General features: G+C 57.5%; 17 protein-coding genes. 13 read left to right on the top strand and 4 right to left on the bottom strand.

The genetic code is table 11. The features are described from left to right. Positions 1-3 precede the first annotated feature (3 nt). The 5 genes from lapB (at position 4) to cysM (ending at position 4,777) form a co-directional block, all read left to right on the top strand. Positions 4-1,293: a lipopolysaccharide assembly protein LapB gene (gene lapB, locus CR155_RS05715; protein WP_102069027.1), complete on the top strand. Its 1,290-nt coding sequence runs from the start codon at positions 4-6 to the stop codon at positions 1,291-1,293. After that, positions 1,290-2,219 carry a D-glycero-beta-D-manno-heptose-7-phosphate kinase gene (gene rfaE1 / locus CR155_RS05710; RefSeq protein ID WP_102069026.1) on the top strand — a complete coding sequence of 310 codons (930 nt, stop codon included), beginning with the start codon at positions 1,290-1,292 and terminating at the stop codon, positions 2,217-2,219. The genes lapB and rfaE1 overlap by 4 nt, the downstream gene beginning before the upstream one ends. Then, on the top strand, positions 2,216-3,202 hold the full coding sequence (gene rfaD, locus CR155_RS05705; protein WP_102069025.1) for an ADP-glyceromanno-heptose 6-epimerase: 987 nt from the start codon (positions 2,216-2,218) through the stop codon (positions 3,200-3,202). The genes rfaE1 and rfaD overlap by 4 nt, the downstream gene beginning before the upstream one ends. A gap of 111 nt (positions 3,203-3,313) precedes the next feature. Further along, positions 3,314-3,817 (top strand): ComEA family DNA-binding protein, encoded by a 504-nt coding sequence (locus CR155_RS05700; protein WP_102069024.1) that lies wholly within the window; start codon positions 3,314-3,316, stop codon positions 3,815-3,817. A gap of 54 nt (positions 3,818-3,871) precedes the next feature. Next, on the top strand, positions 3,872-4,777 hold the full coding sequence (gene cysM, locus CR155_RS05695; RefSeq protein ID WP_102069023.1) for a cysteine synthase CysM: 906 nt from the start codon (positions 3,872-3,874) through the stop codon (positions 4,775-4,777). Positions 4,778-4,783: 6 nt separating this feature from the next. Here cysM and mltB read toward each other — a convergent pair whose 3' ends face one another. After that, on the bottom strand, positions 4,784-6,031 hold the full coding sequence (gene mltB, locus CR155_RS05690; RefSeq protein WP_102069022.1) for a lytic murein transglycosylase B: 1,248 nt from the start codon (positions 6,029-6,031) through the stop codon (positions 4,784-4,786). 10 nt (positions 6,032-6,041) lie between these two features. Here mltB and CR155_RS05685 point away from each other — a divergent pair, with 10 nt between their 5' ends. From CR155_RS05685 to CR155_RS05655, 7 genes are all read left to right on the top strand, one after another. Then, positions 6,042-6,965 (top strand): histone deacetylase family protein, encoded by a 924-nt coding sequence (locus CR155_RS05685; RefSeq protein ID WP_102069160.1) that lies wholly within the window; start codon positions 6,042-6,044, stop codon positions 6,963-6,965. Between the two features lie 122 nt (positions 6,966-7,087). Further along, on the top strand, positions 7,088-7,837 hold the full coding sequence (locus tag CR155_RS05680; protein ID WP_102069021.1) for an electron transfer flavoprotein subunit beta/FixA family protein: 750 nt from the start codon (positions 7,088-7,090) through the stop codon (positions 7,835-7,837). Beyond that, positions 7,838-8,767 (top strand): electron transfer flavoprotein subunit alpha/FixB family protein, encoded by a 930-nt coding sequence (locus tag CR155_RS05675; protein WP_102069020.1) that lies wholly within the window; start codon positions 7,838-7,840, stop codon positions 8,765-8,767. Between the two features lie 90 nt (positions 8,768-8,857). After that, positions 8,858-10,681, top strand: coding sequence for an acyl-CoA dehydrogenase (locus tag CR155_RS05670; RefSeq protein WP_102069019.1), 1,824 nt, complete (start codon positions 8,858-8,860; stop codon positions 10,679-10,681). A gap of 93 nt (positions 10,682-10,774) precedes the next feature. Next, complete coding sequence (locus CR155_RS05665) at positions 10,775-11,416, top strand: peroxiredoxin (RefSeq protein WP_102069018.1); 642 nt, start codon at positions 10,775-10,777, stop codon at positions 11,414-11,416. A 582-nt stretch (positions 11,417-11,998) separates the two neighbouring features. After that, positions 11,999-12,385: a 50S ribosomal protein L19 gene (gene rplS, locus CR155_RS05660; RefSeq protein ID WP_102069017.1), complete on the top strand. Its 387-nt coding sequence runs from the start codon at positions 11,999-12,001 to the stop codon at positions 12,383-12,385. Positions 12,386-12,484: 99 nt separating this feature from the next. Continuing rightward, positions 12,485-13,180, top strand: a complete 696-nt coding sequence (locus CR155_RS05655; RefSeq protein WP_233213920.1) for an NUDIX hydrolase — start codon at positions 12,485-12,487, stop codon at positions 13,178-13,180. A gap of 66 nt (positions 13,181-13,246) precedes the next feature. Here the strand turns inward: CR155_RS05655 and rsgA are convergent, their stop codons facing one another. Together rsgA and CR155_RS05645 are read right to left on the bottom strand one after the other, a co-directional pair. Beyond that, positions 13,247-14,152, bottom strand: coding sequence for a ribosome small subunit-dependent GTPase A (gene rsgA / locus CR155_RS05650; RefSeq protein WP_102069015.1), 906 nt, complete (start codon positions 14,150-14,152; stop codon positions 13,247-13,249). Further along, positions 14,145-15,389 carry a M48 family metallopeptidase gene (locus CR155_RS05645; RefSeq protein ID WP_102069014.1) on the bottom strand — a complete coding sequence of 415 codons (1,245 nt, stop codon included), beginning with the start codon at positions 15,387-15,389 and terminating at the stop codon, positions 14,145-14,147. Before CR155_RS05645 ends, rsgA begins: the two co-directional genes overlap by 8 nt. A gap of 45 nt (positions 15,390-15,434) precedes the next feature. Between CR155_RS05645 and orn the strand changes: the two genes are divergently transcribed. Then, positions 15,435-15,980 (top strand): oligoribonuclease, encoded by a 546-nt coding sequence (orn, locus tag CR155_RS05640; RefSeq protein WP_102069013.1) that lies wholly within the window; start codon positions 15,435-15,437, stop codon positions 15,978-15,980. On the opposite strand, the gene paaX is transcribed toward orn, so the two are convergent. Continuing rightward, positions 15,953-16,915 carry a phenylacetic acid degradation operon negative regulatory protein PaaX gene (gene paaX, locus CR155_RS05635; RefSeq protein ID WP_102069012.1) on the bottom strand — a complete coding sequence of 321 codons (963 nt, stop codon included), beginning with the start codon at positions 16,913-16,915 and terminating at the stop codon, positions 15,953-15,955. The genes orn and paaX overlap by 28 nt on opposite strands.

Genomic DNA, 16,915 nt, shown 5'->3' with positions numbered 1-16,915 from the left:
ATAGTGGATTTTGAACCCTGGTGGTTGATTTTTTTGCCCTTGCTTTTTGCGCTCGGCTGGATCGCGGCGCGCGTCGACATCCGGCAGATGCTGTCCGAGACCCGCAATTTGCCGAACTCTTATTTCAAGGGTCTGAATTTCCTGCTCAACGAAGAGCCCGACCGCGCCATCGACGCCTTCGTCGAGGTGGCCAAGCTGGATCCAGAAACGACGGAATTGCATTTCGCATTGGGGAGCCTGTTTCGCCGTCGTGGCGAGATGGAGCGTGCCATACGGGTGCATCAAAGCTTGCTGTCGCGGGCCGACCTGCCGCAGGTCGATCGGGAAACCGCCCAGCATGAACTGGCTCAGGATTTTCTCAAGGCAGGAATGCTGGACCGCGCTGAACAGGCTTTTGAGCAGGTTCTCGATAGCCGTTTCGCGGTCCCTGCCGTCAGGGCGCTGATACGCATCTATGAGTCTGAACACGATTGGCCCCGCGCCATTGAGGCGGTCAAGCGTCTGCGCGCATTGGTGGACGAGCCTGTGCCGCAGTTGATCCACTATCAATGCGAGCGCGCCGTCGCGGCCATGGCGACGAAGCCGCCTGATATACCCGCCGCGGAAGAGGCGCTTGACGCGGCAGACAACGCGGCGGCGGCGCTGGGCGCGAAGACTAATGGCCAGGCCTCGGAAGCACGCATCGCCATAGAGCGGGCGCGCCTGGCGCGGCTCAGCAGTAAGCCCGAACGCGAACGCAGTTACCTCGTGTCCATTCTTGATATCGCGCCCGAATACGCCAGTCTGGTGGCCGCAGATATTCTTGAAAGCTACCGGCGCGTCGGTCAGCAGACCGAGGGCCTGCAGTTGCTTCGCAATCACTATATGCGTTATCCCTCGCTCGATACGTTCAATGTGGTATTTCGCGAACTTCGCGCCCAGGAAGGGCACAGGTTGGCCTGGGCTTTCGCGCGTGAAGCCTTGCGCGCCCATCCATCACTGCTCGGTCTGGATCGTCTGCTCGAGGCGGAACTCGCCAGTAGCGGCGCCCCCGATCCGCGCACTCCATTGTCAGCGCCCGATGCCGGTGCTTCGCCGCAGGGGCAAGCGCTCGCATCATTGGTTCCGACACATGAAGCCGCAGCGGGCGCCGATCTCAGCCTCCTGCGTTCCCTCATTCACAAGCATACGCAGCGTCTGGACCGCTACGCATGTCGGGTGTGCGGCTTTGAGGCGCGCAATTTTTATTGGCAATGTCCGGGGTGCAATTCTTGGGAAACCTACCAGCCGCGTCGACTGGAGGAAACGAAATGACGCCTTTTCCAGTACAGGCGGCACGCCGTGTAAAAATCCTCGTGGCGGGCGATGTCATGTTGGATCGCTATTGGTTCGGCGAGGTCGAGCGTATTTCACCTGAAGCGCCGGTGCCGGTTGTGCGCGTTGCCAGGCGCGAAGACCGTCTCGGTGGCGCCGCCAATGTCGCGCGCAATATCGTGGCACTGGGTGCGCAGGCCACTTTACTGGGCCTGGTCGGCAATGACGAGGCAGGCGAAAAAGTGCAGGCGCTGGTGCACGACGCCGGCATTCGCCCCTGCCTGGTCGTCGATCCGCAGGCGCCGACAACCCTTAAAATGCGTGTATTGGGCCGCCAGCAGCAATTGCTTCGGGTCGATTTCGAAGACTCGCCGGGCATACAGGGTGTTGCCGACTTCGATGCCCGGGCACGCGAGCTCATAGGGCAGCACGATATCCTGGTTTTGTCCGATTACGCCAAAGGCGCATTGTCGCAGGTCGGGTCGCTGATACATATGGCTCGCGAAGCCGATATTCCTGTGCTCGTCGATCCCAAAGGACACCTGTACCAGCGTTATAGCGGCGCCACCATGATCACGCCGAATCGCGCCGAGATGCAGGAAGCCGTCGGCCGTTGGCACTCTGAACAGGAACTCGAGGATAGGGCCCAGAAGCTCAGGGCCGAGTTGAATCTTGAAGCCTTGCTGGTGACGCGCTCTGAACAGGGAATGACCCTGTTCACCGACCGTGGACGTCAGCATACCGATGCGTATGCGCATGAGGTCTTCGATGTTTCTGGCGCCGGCGATACGGTATTGGCCACGCTGGCCGTTACCCGGGCCACAGGACTTCCCTGGTTTGATGCCGTCCTGTGGGCGAATCGGGCCGGTGGTGTCGTCGTGGGCAAGTTGGGAACGTCAACCGTTACCCCGGAGGAATTAGCATGATAGTAGTAACCGGAGGCGCCGGCTTTATAGGAAGCAACCTCGTCCGAGGTCTGAATCGCCGCGGGTATACCGACATTCTTGTGGTCGACGACCTGACTGAAGGCGACAAATTCGTCAATCTGGTCAAAGGTCAGATTTCCGACTACATGCACAAGGACGAATTCCGCAGGCGCGTTGCGCAAGGAGAGTTGGGCAAGGTTGAAGCCGTACTGCACCAGGGGGCATGTTCCGACACGACCGAACGCAATGGTCGTTACATGCTCGATAATAATTATCGTGTCACGCTTGAACTGTTTGAGTACTGCCAGGTAAACAAGATTCCGATGTTATATGCGTCGTCGGCGGCGGTCTACGGTGCGGGGCCTGTGTATGCCGAAGAAATTCAATACGAATCGCCGCTGAATGTCTACGGCTATTCCAAATTTCTGTTTGACCAGGTCCTGCGTCGCCGCTTGGCGTCACTGACGGCTCCGGTCGTGGGTCTGCGCTATTTCAACGTTTACGGACCGCAAGAGCAGCACAAAGGGCGCATGGCTTCCGTGGCGTTTCACAACATGAACCAGTTCAAGGCAGAGGGACATGTGCGCCTGTTCGGGGGCTGGGACGGGTATGGCGATGGCGGCCAATCCCGCGACTTCATCTTCGTGGACGACGTGGTGGACGTGAACCTGTTTTTTCTCGACCATCCGGAAAAATCCGGTGTGTTCAATTGTGGTACTGGCCGCGCGCAGCCATTCAATGATGTCGCGCGAACGGTCGTCAATACCATGCGTACCTATGGCGGTCTGCCCGAATTGACGCTGGAAAATCTTGTATCGCAGGGCCTGCTGCGGTATATCCCATTCCCGGACGATCTCAAGGGACGCTACCAAAGCCATACGCAGGCTGATCTGACCCAGCTTCGCGCTGCGGGCTACGATAAGCCATTCAACGATGTGCAGACGGGCGTCGCCGCGTATGTGAACACGCTGGTGGCCACGTAGTACGTCAGCGTGCAGGGTAGCTTTACGCATGGACTATATGCCGCTGGATGACTGTAGTTAGGGGCGTAATGCAGGGATCATTGAAGTCCTGTTCATATTTTGGAGACTGCAATGAATCCCTTTACTGAATCCACGGTGGCACGGCCGCTGGCGCCTATGCAGGCTGACCTGCCAGGAGCAGTTGCGCTTGGGGTCCCGCCGGCTGCGGGCGCTCGTCACGCAAAACGGCGCTCATTGGTGGGATTGACCCTGGGTGCAATGAGCCTTGCCACCGGTCTGGGGCTTCCCGCTACAGGCGTATTGCCAGCTGCAACCGGCCACTTGCTGGCGCGTGCCGGATTTCTCGCAGGTTCCGTCGTGCCCGGACTGGCCTTCGCCATTGACGTCAATAACGCGACGCAGCAGCAACTCGAAAGCGTGCGTGGCATTGGTCCGCGGACCGCGCAAACCATCATCGATGAACGCAGGCGCGGCGGTCGTTACGAATCCTTCGAAGACCTTTCCGACCGCATCAAGGGCATAGGGCCCAAGAAGGCAGCCTCCTTGAAAGCCGCGGGGCTGACGCTGGGCGCAAATGCACCAGTCGTGCCGCAAAGCGGGCCACCAAAAAAATGAACACGGCACCGGCTTTTATCCAATGACATCCATGATCGGTGTATTATTTCGAGCATGAAATCGTATTCCACAATTGAAGACACCATAGGCGTGACACCTCTGGTTCGCTTGCAACGCATTCCTGGCGAGGCTGGCGAGCAGCGCGGCAACGTGATTCTGGCAAAGCTCGAAGGAAACAATCCGGCGGGCTCGGTCAAGGACCGCGCTGCCAGCGCCATGATCCGCAAGGCTGAAGAGCGCGGCGATATCAAGCCGGGCGATACGCTTATCGAGGCTACCAGCGGCAATACGGGTATTGCCCTGGCCATGATGGCAGCGATCCGCGGCTATAAAATGATCCTGATCATGCCCGACAATCTGTCGGTCGAGCGGCGCGCCGCCATGGCCGCATACGGTGCCCAATTCATCCTGACGCCCGCCAACCAGGGCGGTATGGAATACGCGCGCGACCTTGCCAATACCATGCAGGCCGAAGGCAAGGGCAAGGTGCTGGACCAATTCGCCAATGCCGATAATCCCGCAGCCCATTTCGAGACCACCGGCCCAGAGTTGTGGCAGCAAACCGATGGACGCATAAGCCACTTTGTCAGCGCCATGGGAACCACCGGTACGATAATGGGCGTTGCGGCATATTTGCGTTCACAAAATCCGCAGATCCAGATCGTTGGCGCCCAGCCGGCCGAAGGCGCTCAAATTCCGGGCATACGCAAGTGGCCCGAGGCCTATCAGCCTTCTATCTACAAGCCTGAACAGGTCGACGCCTTTGAAGCAATAGGCCAGGCAGAGGCTGAAGACATGGCGCGCCGCCTGGCTGCCGAAGAAGGGATTTTCGGTGGTATCTCTTCGGCCGGTGCCCTAGTGGCCGCCATGCGGGTCGCCGGCCGAGTACGCAACTCCACGATCGTGTTCATCGTCTGCGATCGGGGCGACCGGTATTTGTCCACAGGCGTGTTCAATTAACAGTCCTTAGTTCGGGTAGCCATATCCCACGCGGTCCGCCAGGGCTTGTGCCAGATCGGCAACCGATGTTGCATAGAAATAACTACGGTTGTAATGCGTGATTGCGAAAAAATTCGGTGTGCCGGCACGGTATTCCGCCGTGTTTCGCGGTTCGTCGAGCAGATCGACAACACCAAGCTTGTGGCTCTTCCATCCCGACAGCGGTACATCTGTCGGCGAGGCGCTGGCGACCAGCGTTTCATTTGTCATAGGATTGCCGACGGTTGGCCTGACTTTTGCACCTTGAGTCTGTAATGTCGCCCAGTCTGTCGTGGGGTAGAGCCCTCCCACCACCAGCTTTTGTGGATCCTCGGGTAGAACCAGCGGTGCGAAGACGGGCAGTCCGGGTTGCCAGCCGTGCATTCTCAGGAATCGCGCGACCGAAACGATGGCATCGTCGACGCTGTATAGCAGGTCGATACGGCCGTCCCCATTCCCGTCCGCGGCATACCGCATCAGGCTTCCAGGCATGAACTGCGGCAAACCCATTGCGCCCGCAAACGAGCCCTCGACGTTGCGGGCGTCGAGCTTCTTCTCGTAGTCCAATTGAATCAGGTCGGCCAGCTGGTCGCGGAACAGCTGGCTGCGTTCCGGACGGCTGCTGTCCGGGTAGCGGAACCCCAGGGTGGCCAGCGCATCGAGGACCCTAAAATTGCCCGTATTTCGACCATAAACGGTTTCCACGCCAATAATGGCGACGATGATCGAGGGAGGTACGCCGTATTCCCGTGCCGTTCGATCGAGCGTCGTTTTGTGTTCCGCCCAGAACTCGACCCCGCGATTGATGCGCACCGGCTCGACAAAACGATTGCGGTAGGTAACCCAGCTGCGGCGTATGCGGGTTTTGCCGGGTGTCATCAATCGGGATGCTGTGGCGTTGTATTGGGCTGTCTTGAGAAGATCGATGACATGCGTCAACGGCACGTGTCGTACGCTGGACACTTCGCGCGCATACGCCTGGATGTCTGGCGTCAGTTCTCCGTCCGGTCGCAGGAAGCCGCCAGCGCCCGGCGTGGATGAACCCGCCTTGATCGATACGTCGGTACCAGCAGGCGCGGCAGGGGACTGGCCAGGCGTAACCGTTGCAAGCTGTACAGGTGTTGAGGTGGCGGTGGGCAACTGGCCTGGTGCAAGCGCTGCGGTTTGCGTGGTGCCGCAACCAGCCATCAACAGGAAAATAGAAGTAGCTTGCAAAATACGAGCAGGTTTGAACATAATCTTCCTTATGGAGACTCTATATATTACTCATCCCGCGTGCCGCTTGCATGAAATGGGAAATTGGCATCCGGAATGCCCCCAAAGGCTCGATGCCATCAACGACCAGTTGCTGGCCAGCGGGGTGATGTCATTGTTGACCGAAGAGCAAGCTCCTCTTGCGCGCGACGCCGACATATTGCGCGTTCATACGTTCGAATACCTTGCCCAGCTGCGCGCCAGCCTGCCAGCCGAAGGATATCTGGCCATCGATCCAGACACTCTGATGAATCCGCATACGCTGGAAGCAGCGATGGCGGCTGCCGGCTCAGGCATCGCTGCGGTCGACGCCATCATGGAAAAAAAGTCGCAGACTGCATTTTGCTCGGTACGTCCGCCTGGTCATCATGCGCGACCTGGCGTGGCCATGGGTTTCTGTTTTTTCAATAACATCGCCATTGCGGCGGCATACGCAGTAGAAAGGTACGGGCTCGAGCGTGTTGCGATCATCGACTTTGACGTGCATCACGGCAACGGTACCGAGGAAATGTTCTCCGGAGATCCCCGTGTTCTGATGTGCAGTTTTTTCCAGCATCCGTTTTTTCCCAATATACGCCAGGAAGATCCGGCCGAAAACATGGTAAACATACCGGTTCAGGCTTACACCCAAGCCGATGACCTTCGCCAACTGGTCAGCGACATATGGATGCCCAGGCTTGACGCCTTCAACCCGGAGTTTATATTCATCTCTGCCGGGTTCGATGGCCATCGGGAGGACGACATGGGGCAGTTGAGCCTGGTGGAATCCGACTATGCCTGGATCACAGAGCAAATAGTGATATTGGCCAAGCGATCTGCGCAAGGTCGGATTGTCAGCTTTCTGGAAGGCGGCTACAACTTGTCGGCCCTGGGACGCAGCGCGGTAGCCCATATCAAGGTACTCGCAACGTTGTAGAATAAGAAAATTTACTTGAATTATTTCCTAGCGGGCAGGTTGGGGCCAACGGGCGACTGGTTCGACAGTCCGCTTGCCGAGTTGGGTGGCACGATTTTTTTTCAATTCTTGGAGAATGCTCGATGAAGGTATTGGTACCTGTCAAGCGTGTGGTTGATTACAACGTCAAAGTACGCGTCAAATCCGATCAAAGTGGCGTGGACATCGCCAACGTCAAAATGTCGATGAATCCATTTGACGAAATCGCTGTCGAGGAGGCTACGCGGCTCAAGGAAAAAGGCATCGCCACTGAAGTGGTTGCCGTTACTTGCGGCGTCGCCCAATCCCAGGAAACCTTACGCACCGCCATGGCCATCGGCGCCGATCGCGCGGCACTGATCCAGACCGACGTCGAATTGCAGCCTTTGGCGGTTGCCAAATTGCTCAAGGCTCTGGTAGACAAAGAGCAGCCTCAGTTGGTCATACTGGGCAAACAGGCGATCGACGACGATTCCAACCAAACCGGCCAGATGCTGGCCGCCTTGCTGGATTGGCCACAGGCCACGTTCGCCAGCAAAGTCGAGGTCTCGGGCGATTCCGTGTCGGTCACGCGTGAAGTAGACGGCGGGCTCGAAACCCTGACGCTCAAGCTGCCGGCCATCATCACGACCGACTTGCGCCTGAACGAGCCGCGCTATGTCACGCTGCCCAATATCATGAAGGCAAAGAAAAAGACGCTCGACGTGATCACGCCTGAAGAACTCGGGGTGGACGTTGCCCCGCGTCTGAAGACACTCAAGGTTTCCGAGCCGCCCGCACGTTCGGCCGGGATCATGGTGCCCGATGTGGCGACGCTGGTGGACAAACTGAAGAATGAAGCGAAGGTGGTTTAAATGACGATTCTAGTAATTGCAGAACACGATAATTCGCACCTGAAAGGTGCCACGCTGAACACCATTGCCGCAGCATTGAAACTGGGCGACGACGTACATGTATTGGTGGCCGGCAACGGTGCGCAAGCGGTGGCCGACCAGGCAGCGAAAGCGGCTGGCGTAAGCAAGGTATTGGTGGCCGACGGTCCGGCACTGGCCGAAGGCCTGGCTGAAAACGTCGCGGCCCAGGTCTTGTCGATTGCCGAGGGCTATAGCCATATCCTGTTTCCAGCGACCGCAGCAGGCAAGAACGTAGCGCCGCGCGTGGCGGCCAAACTCGATGTCGCCCAGATCTCCGATATTATTTCCGTGGAAGCCGCAGATACGTTCACGCGTCCCATCTATGCTGGCAATGCCATCGCCACCGTGCAGTCGGCCGATGCCGTCAAGGTCATCACCGTGCGCACCACGGCGTTCGATGGCGTGGCCGCTGAAGGTGCAAGCGCAGCCGTGGAGTCCGTAACGGTGGTGGCCGATTCCGGCTTGTCGTCGTTCGCGGGCCGCGAAGTGGCGGCCAGCGATCGGCCTGAACTGGCCGGCGCGAAAGTGGTGGTGTCCGGAGGCCGGGGCCTGGGTAGCGCCGAGAATTTCAAGATCCTCGATCCGCTGGCCGACAAGCTCGGTGCCGCACTGGGCGCATCGCGCGCCGCCGTGGACGCCGGTTACGCGCCCAACGATTGGCAGGTCGGCCAAACCGGCAAGATCGTTGCGCCTGAGCTGTATGTCGCGGTAGGTATTTCGGGGGCCATCCAGCATCTGGCCGGCATGAAAGACTCCAAGGTCATCGTGGCCATCAACAAAGACGCCGAGGCTCCGATATTCGGCGTGGCCGACTATGGCCTGGTGGCAGACCTGTTCCAGGCCGTACCAGAACTGGTCCAGGCGCTGTAGTCATACCGGTTCGTCTGTAGCAAGTAACAAAACGGGCCTGTGGCGCAAGTCTCAGGCCCGTTTTTACGGCAATTCAACCATGGAGAAATAATGAGCTACCGAGCCCCTACCGAAGATATCCGTTTCGTGTTGAACGAACTGGCCGATCTTGAAAATGTCCTGGCATTGCCCGGATTCGAAGACGTGTCGTCCGATCTGGTCGACGCCGTGCTCGATGAGAACGCCAAGTTTGTAGAGCAGGCGATTGCGCCGCTGAATCAGTCCGGTGACACATCTCCGGCGAAATGGTCCGACGGGTCGGTCAGCACATCTCCGGGTTTCAAAAAGGCGTTCTCCGAATTTGCCGCGGGGGGCTGGCAAGGGCTTCAGCATGAGCAGGAATGGGGCGGGCAGGGTTTACCGAAACTTATCGGCGCTGCGGTCAGTGAAAACATGAACGCAGCCAACCTGGCGTTCTCTTTATGCCCCTTGCTTACCGATGGCGTCATCGAAGCCTTGACGGCGGTGGGCACACACGATCAGCAGTCGCGTTTCATCCCTCCCATGCTCGAAGGGCGTTGGACCGGAACGATGAATCTCACCGAGCCCCAGGCCGGTTCGGATCTGGCCCAGGTTGCCACGAGGGCGGTGAAGCAGGGCGATGGAAGCTACCGCTTGTCCGGCCAGAAAATCTTCATCACTTACGGTGAACACGATATGGCCGAGAATATCGTGCACCTGGTACTGGCCCGTACGCCAGATGCGCCCAGAGGCGTGAAAGGGATTTCACTGTTCATTGTGCCCAAGTTTTTGGTCGGCGAAGACGGCACGCTCGGGCCGCGCAACGATGTATGGTGTGCATCGCTGGAGCATAAGCTGGGCATACACGGAAGTCCGACGGCCGTCCTGCTGTACGGCTCTGGCAAGGGCGACGTCGGGGAAGGGGCTGTCGGCTACCTCGTCGGCGAGGAAAATCGCGGACTTGAGTACATGTTCATCATGATGAACGCGGCGCGATATGCAGTTGGAATCCAGGGCATTGCCGTATCCGAACGAGCTTTGCAGCATGCGGTGGCCTACGCGCACGAGCGGGTTCAAGGCCAGGCACTCGAAGGGTCGGCGGGCCCTGTCGCCATTTCGAATCATCCGGATGTGCAGCGCATGCTGTTGAACATGAGGGCGCTGACTGAGGGTGGCCGCGCCTTGGCTTACGTGGCTGCGGCGGCGTGCGACACCGCGCGCCGTCATACCGACCCCGCAGCCAGGGCGCGCAGCAAGGCTGTGTACGAGTATCTGGTGCCAGTGGTCAAAGGCTTTTCGACTGAATCTTCCCTCGAGGTAACCTCTTTGGGCGTTCAAGTCCACGGCGGGATGGGCTTTATCGAAGAGACGGGAGCCGCCCAGTATTATCGTGATGCCAGAATCTTGCCCATTTATGAAGGAACGACGGCAATCCAGGCGAATGACTTTGTGGGGCGCAAAATATTGCGCGACGGCGGCGCCGTTGCAAAGGTTCTTTCCGCGGAGATGCGGGCGTTGGTCGTACAGCTGCAACAAGAGTCCGACAAGGCAGGCCGCGATGCAGACGGGTTGGACCTGATAGCGCGGCGCCTGGGCGCCGGCATAGAGGCGTACGACAAGGCGACCTCGTTTATTTTGGCCAATGCGCAATCGTCCCTTCGCGCCGTTTTTCTGGGCAGTGTCCCTTACCTGATGTTGGCGGGCACGGTCCATGCTGGTTGGCAACTGGCACGCGCGGCGCTGGTTTGCAGCCAAAAAGCCCATGCAGATGAAGCGGCGGCATTCTACACCACTAAGCTCGCCACCAGTGTCTTCTATGCGGCACACATCCTTCCGCGGGTGGAATCGTTGTCGGTGAGCGTCCTGGAAGGGATAGTTGCCAGTCGGTATGCCAATGAGGCCGGCGGGAAATAAGTATATAGCTATGGCTTGTTTCCTTTAGGGTTCTTATGCTGACACAATATATGGCATACCCTTTCCTTTTGTTCTACGACCAAGAGAGCCAATATGTCAACTTTGCGTCTGGGCGATACCGCCCCCGATTTCGAACAGGATTCTTCCATCGGAAAAATTCATTTTCACGAGTATCTAGGCAACAGTTGGGGCGTGCTGTTTTCCCACCCCGCCGACTTCACGCCAGTTTGCACGACAGAACTCGGCTACACGGCCATCGTGTCCGGTGAGTTCACCAAGCGCAACGTCAAGGTGCTTGCCGTATCCGTAGACGATGCCGAGTCACACAAGAAGTGGATTGAAGATATTAATGACACGCAGAACACCAAGGTAGACTTCCCCATCCTTGCGGATGCGGACCGTAAAGTATCAACTCTCTATGACATGATTCATCCGAATGCCAGCACGACGGCGACAGTGCGTTCGGTATTCATCATCGATCCTGCCAAGAAAGTTCGCTTGACCTTAACCTATCCGGCCAGTACGGGGCGCAATTTCAATGAGATCCTTCGTGTGATCGATTCCTTGCAACTGACAGACAGTCATAGCGTGGCTACACCGGTAAATTGGCAGGACGGCGACGATGTCATCATTGTGCCTTCGCTGAAGGATGAAGCCGTACTGAAAGAGAAGTTCCCCAAAGGGTATAAAGAAGTACGCCCCTATTTGCGCGTCACGCCCCAACCTAATAAATAGGAACGAAACAGCAATCCTTTAACCCGCCACTTGGTGGGTTTTTTTCTAGCTGCTTTTCCATTACGGTTGCCAATAACGGGAAGCCGGGAAGGGGACAGGCAAGGACGGGTTATCAAGCCAACTGTCGGAAAAGTGCCGCAGAAGCAAAAATATCGCTTGCAAATACTACTGTTGTTTTATACAGTTCTATTTACGCGATAGCTGTTTTTATAAACAGTATGCAGCACCAGCTCGCACGTATGGCATTTGGTGTGTGCAGTAATCCCATAGTCGCGACCAATTCCTTCCGGAGACAGCTCATGCAAACTTATCAGCCAAAAAGCCGGCCATCCAAATGGCCCTTCCAGTCGTGCCCAAGCCGTGGCAAGTCCACGCCACTCACACGTGGCGCCATGGTGGCTGACATCTGCCTGGTCGCTGCCTGGGGTGCAACAATCCCCGGGCTAATGTGGCTTGCTGCCGCAGGTGGCTTTTAATATCAGCCGTTTACCTGTACAATAATCGGCTTTGCTAACTCATCCTCTGCCTGGCTTGCTACATACCAAGAAATGCCAGCGTCATGATGAAATCAGGAGCTTTACCGTGAATTTGATTGAAATTCTTGAACAAGAAGAAATTGCACGCCTTACCGGCGGCGCAGAACTGCCTACTTTTGGCCCTGGCGATACCGTTATTGTTAATGTAAACGTGGTTGAAGGCGCCCGCAAGCGCGTCCAGGCCTATGAAGGCGTGGTCATCGGCCGTCGCAACCGCGGTCTGAATTCATCCTTTATCGTGCGCAAGATTTCCTCTGGCGAAGCCGTTGAACGTACATTCCAGCTGTATTCCCCGCAAATCGCAAGCATTGAAGTAAAACGTCGCGGCGATGTACGTCGTGCTAAACTTTACTACCTGCGTAGCCGTTCGGGTAAGGCTGCTCGTATTAAAGAAAAGCTGGTTCGCAACCCCAAGAAAGCAGCCGCTAAATAAGCAGCGTTTTTCCGGTTTAAACCAGCAAAGGCACCTCATGGGTGCCTTTGCTTTATTGATTTTATGTCTCAGAGCACCGTTATTCCTCGAAACAGGCGCATGATTCTCCCGGGTTTCGACCCGCTGGTACAGCCTATCATTTCGAGCGAGATATTGCAGCCTCTCTCCAAAGCCTCGCTCCAACTCGATTTCATTTCTTCTGCCTTCGCACACCCCGTCGAATGGAAAGTCGAACCCATCTTTGCTGATTCGTTCCAGGCCGATGTGCTCGGGCACCATGGCGTCATCAAGGCGGCAGTCTTTGTCGCGCTGGTACAGCGTCCTGCTGGCGTGCACGTGGTATTCACCCGCAGGGCCTCGCATTTATACGATCATGCAGGCCAAATCTCTTTTCCGGGCGGGCGTATTGAATCCACAGACACCGATGCAATTGCCGCTGCAATACGGGAAACCCACGAGGAAATTGGTGTGGCGCCTGAATTTATCGACATAATCGGTACTCAGCCCAGCTTTCTCACGTCGACGCGTTTCACCATGAAACCGGTCATAGGTGCCATACGCCCTGGATTCACCATCAGTCCCGATCGGACCGAAGTCGCCGAGGTATTCGAGGTGCCTTTGTCCGTGCTGATGGATACCGGTGTGCACCGACTGCACCAGGCTTCGCTTCCCGGTGGCGGACACCGCTATTATTTTTCGATAACGTGGAAGTCTTACTTCATCTGGGGCGCTACGGCGGCCCTGATACGAAACTTCTATCATTATCTTGCCGCCGCGCAATCCAAGCTCGCTTAGTGGCTATTTGCCGGATTCGAATACCGGACTGAGCAAACAGCGCAGCAGTCACCAGGCGCATGGTAGTCAGTATCTTCCCTGGGCTTCGTTCTCGGCCAGTATGCGCTTGTAAAGCTCATGGCGCGCCGTGGTGATGGCGCCACTTTCAATGGCTGCCAGCACGCCGCAACCCGGCTCGTGCCTGTGCGTGCAATTATAAAAGCGGCAGTGTTGAATGGCCTCTGTGAATTCTGGAAATCCGCGCTCGATATCCGTCGCGGTCAGATGATACAGACCAAAGGCCTGGAAGCCGGGCGAATCGATGATGTCGCCGGGCTGATCCGGCAAGTGATACAGGCGGGTGCTGGTCGTCGTGTGCTTTCCGGCTCCCAACGCCTGGGAATGTTCCTGAGTGTGCGCGCGCGCGTCCGGCACCAGTGCGTTCAGTATTGTCGACTTCCCCATGCCGCTCTGGCCCAGCAGCAGCGTGCAGCGGTCCCGCAGCAAAGGCAGGAGGGCGGCGCGCATTTGCTCGGGCGCATGTGCGCTCAGCTCGACGATGTGGATTCCGAGCTGCATAAGCGTGGCCAGACGCTGGCGCGCCATGCCTATGCTGTTTTCGAGATCGACCTTGTTCAGAACCACAATGGGTTCTATGCCAGCGCTCCACGCCGCAACAAGTGCGCGGCCGGTCAAGTCGTCGGAAAAGGCGGGCTCTGGTGCGACGACGATAAGCAACTGATCCACATTGGCTGCGAACTGCTTGGTGCGCATGTCGTCGGAACGGTACAGCAGGTTGCGACGCTCCAGGATGCGGTCGATGGAGCCTTCATCGGCACCCTGGGGGCTGATGACGACATAATCGCCGACCGTTGCGCCGGCCTTCTTTCCACGTGGAAAACACTTGCGCAAGCTGCCATCGGGCAGTTCTACCGTGTAGTGGCGTCCGTGTGCGGCAATAATGCGCCCTTCGGGCGCGGCCGCGTTAGGCATGCTTTAAGTTCTGTATTCGTATCACGGCTGGTGGGTGGCTATCATAAAACGCCGAGTGTACCGGATCGGGTGTCAGCGTGGCCGCATTATCATCATAAAGTTTCACCAGGGCTGACACCAGAGAATCCGGAGAGCACTGTTGGGCTGCATAGTCGTCAGCCTGGAATTCGTCTTTGCGGGAAAGCCAGCTGGCAAGCGGCGTGAGCCAGAACGTGAACACGGGTAGCGCCAGGAAAAACAGTATCAGTGCGAGGGCGTCGTTGGGACGGCCAAGCTGCGGTAATACGCCCAGCTGTACGTAGAACCAGACCTGTGTCGACAGCCAGCTCAAGAGCAGGGCAAACAGCAATGCAACAGTGAACGTGATGGCCATGCGCTTGAGAATATGCTTGTGCTTGAAGTGGCCCAGCTCGTGTGCCAGCACGGCTTCGATTTCGTCGATATTCAGTCGCGCAAGCAAGGTGTCGAAGAAGACGATGCGCCGCGCTTTTCCGAAACCGGTGAAGTAGGCATTCCCGTGCGCCGAGCGTTTGGACCCGTCCATGACGAACAGGCCGCTTAGCGAAAAGCCGCAACGCTGCGCCAGCCGGTGGATGCGATCGGACATCTCCGGATTATTCAAGGGCGTGAACTTGTTGAACAACGGAGCGATGATCGTGGGCAGAAGCCAGAGAACGAGCAAATTGAACGCGACCCATAGTCCCCAGGCCCATAAAACCCAGTAGGGGCCTGCATTTTCCATGATCCACAGAATGCTTGCGACCAGCGGTGTGCCAAGCAGAAGGCTGAGGACCAGCGTTTTGAATGCGTCCAGCAGGAACAGGCGAGGCGTCATACGATTGAAGCCGAACCGGGCTTCAAGCTTGAATTTCTTCCAGGCTGAAAACGGCAGCCCGACCACACCGAGCAAGGCCAATACGACTCCGATCAGGCATAGCTGACGCAGCATTTCATTGTCGATCAGGTTGCCCAGTTGAACATCCAGGGCTTGCAACCCCCCCAGCAAGGTGAACGCGACCAGCACGACGGCTTCGGTGACGCGCTCCACCATCGATACTTTCATCTTGGCTGTGGTGTAGTCGGCGGCTCGTTGATGGCTATGCAAGCTTATGCGGTCGGAAAACTCCGCCGGGACGGCCGACCGATGTTGACGAACGTGGCGTACCTGGCGTGATGCCAGATATAAGCGCATCGCAATATCGGATAGCAGGAAGACAATAAAGGCCAGGGTAAACATAGAGAGCGCCATTATGCGAAAATCGGTGTTTTAAGGAAGGATTATATGGCGGCGAACGAGCAGCGGTTGGTGTGGCTTGATATGGAAATGACGGGTCTTGACCCCGAAAAAGAACGCATTATCGAGGTAGCCGTGGTCATTACCGAGCCCGACCTGACCTTTGTCGCTGAAGGCCCAGTGTTGGTTATACACCAGAGCGCCGAACTATTGGACGCCATGGATAAATGGAATCAGTCCACGCATGGGAAGAGCGGGCTGATTGACAAGGTCAAGACCTCCACCCTATCTGAAGAACAGGCCGAACAGCAACTGCTGGAATTCATGGCTCAATACGTGCCCGCCGGGAAATCGCCCATGTGCGGCAACACCATAGGTCAGGATCGGCGTTTTATGGTTAAGTACATGCCGCGGCTCGAAGCTTTCTTTCATTATCGTAATCTCGACGTCAGCACATTGAAAGAGCTTTCCTTGCGGTGGAAGCCTGAGGTGTACAAAAGCTTCGTCAAGAAAAGCAGGCATGAAGCGTTGGCCGACATCTACGAATCAATTGAAGAACTCAAGCATTATCGCGAGCATTTCATCAAATTGTAGTTTGTTGCGCGTTGCCCGCGAAACCGTTCGTACACGGACGGTTTCGCGGGCTGGTAATGCGCGGGATCCTTATCCAGCAAATAGTCCAGGTGGCGTTCCGCCATGTCGAAAATCGCCCAGTACAACTCGCCGCATAGCATGCGTGCCGCATGTCCGGGCCAGTCCTCGGGCAGCATCTGAGTAGGCAGCTGGGGGTCGTGCAAGACGATGCGGCGCCATTCGTGTATGGTCAAGGCACGCACCGCGAAGGCCTGCGACGGCCGCATGCTATCGCCCACAGCCGCCAGCATGGGTCCGAAGGTATCGGAAAACTCCTGATACTGGCGCGCCACCCCATCCAGGTCCCAGCATTGCGAGATTAGAGAGCTGATGGCCAACCCCTTGCTTTCGTTCATGTCATGCGCGCCCAGCACCAACGCATTGTTCGATAGCTTCAGTTTGCCGAGTACTTTCTGTGCGACGTCCGCCTGGTTGCGCGGCAGCGCAAAAATGCCAGGTGCGATGGCGCCAAATCCAGCCCAGATCAGCTCGCGGCGCACCTCGCTGCGTTTGCTCATGCTGCCGTTTCCAAAGCGTGGCAGGATGACCAGCGTCCAATCGCCTGCCCATTGCTGCGGCGAGCCTTCATAGATACGGCTCGAGGCCTGGCGGGTGAGGTCCTCGCCCAGTTCGCTCAAGCGATACAGGCTGCGCCGGCCGTGGCGCTCGGATTGCAGCCATCCCTGGGCTACCAGACGAAAGACGCTCGTGCGCAGCAGCCGTTCGTTGATGCCAAGAGGAGTGACCAGCTCAATAAGATCGCTGAGCCAAATCCGGCCGCCGTGAGGCCCTATGGCGTCGCCCAGAAGGGTCACGCAAAGCGATTTTGCCCGCGGTGGGTCACGTTCGAGCAGGGAATGGATCAGACGCTGGAGGGTGCTGGGCGAGTCTTGCAT

This window comes from Pollutimonas nitritireducens, from assembly GCF_002849615.1.
Lineage (GTDB): Bacteria > Pseudomonadota > Gammaproteobacteria > Burkholderiales > Burkholderiaceae_B > Pollutimonas > Pollutimonas nitritireducens.
Note: the sequence above shows the minus strand (reverse complement) of the source record. Positions and strands in the feature narration are given on the sequence as shown.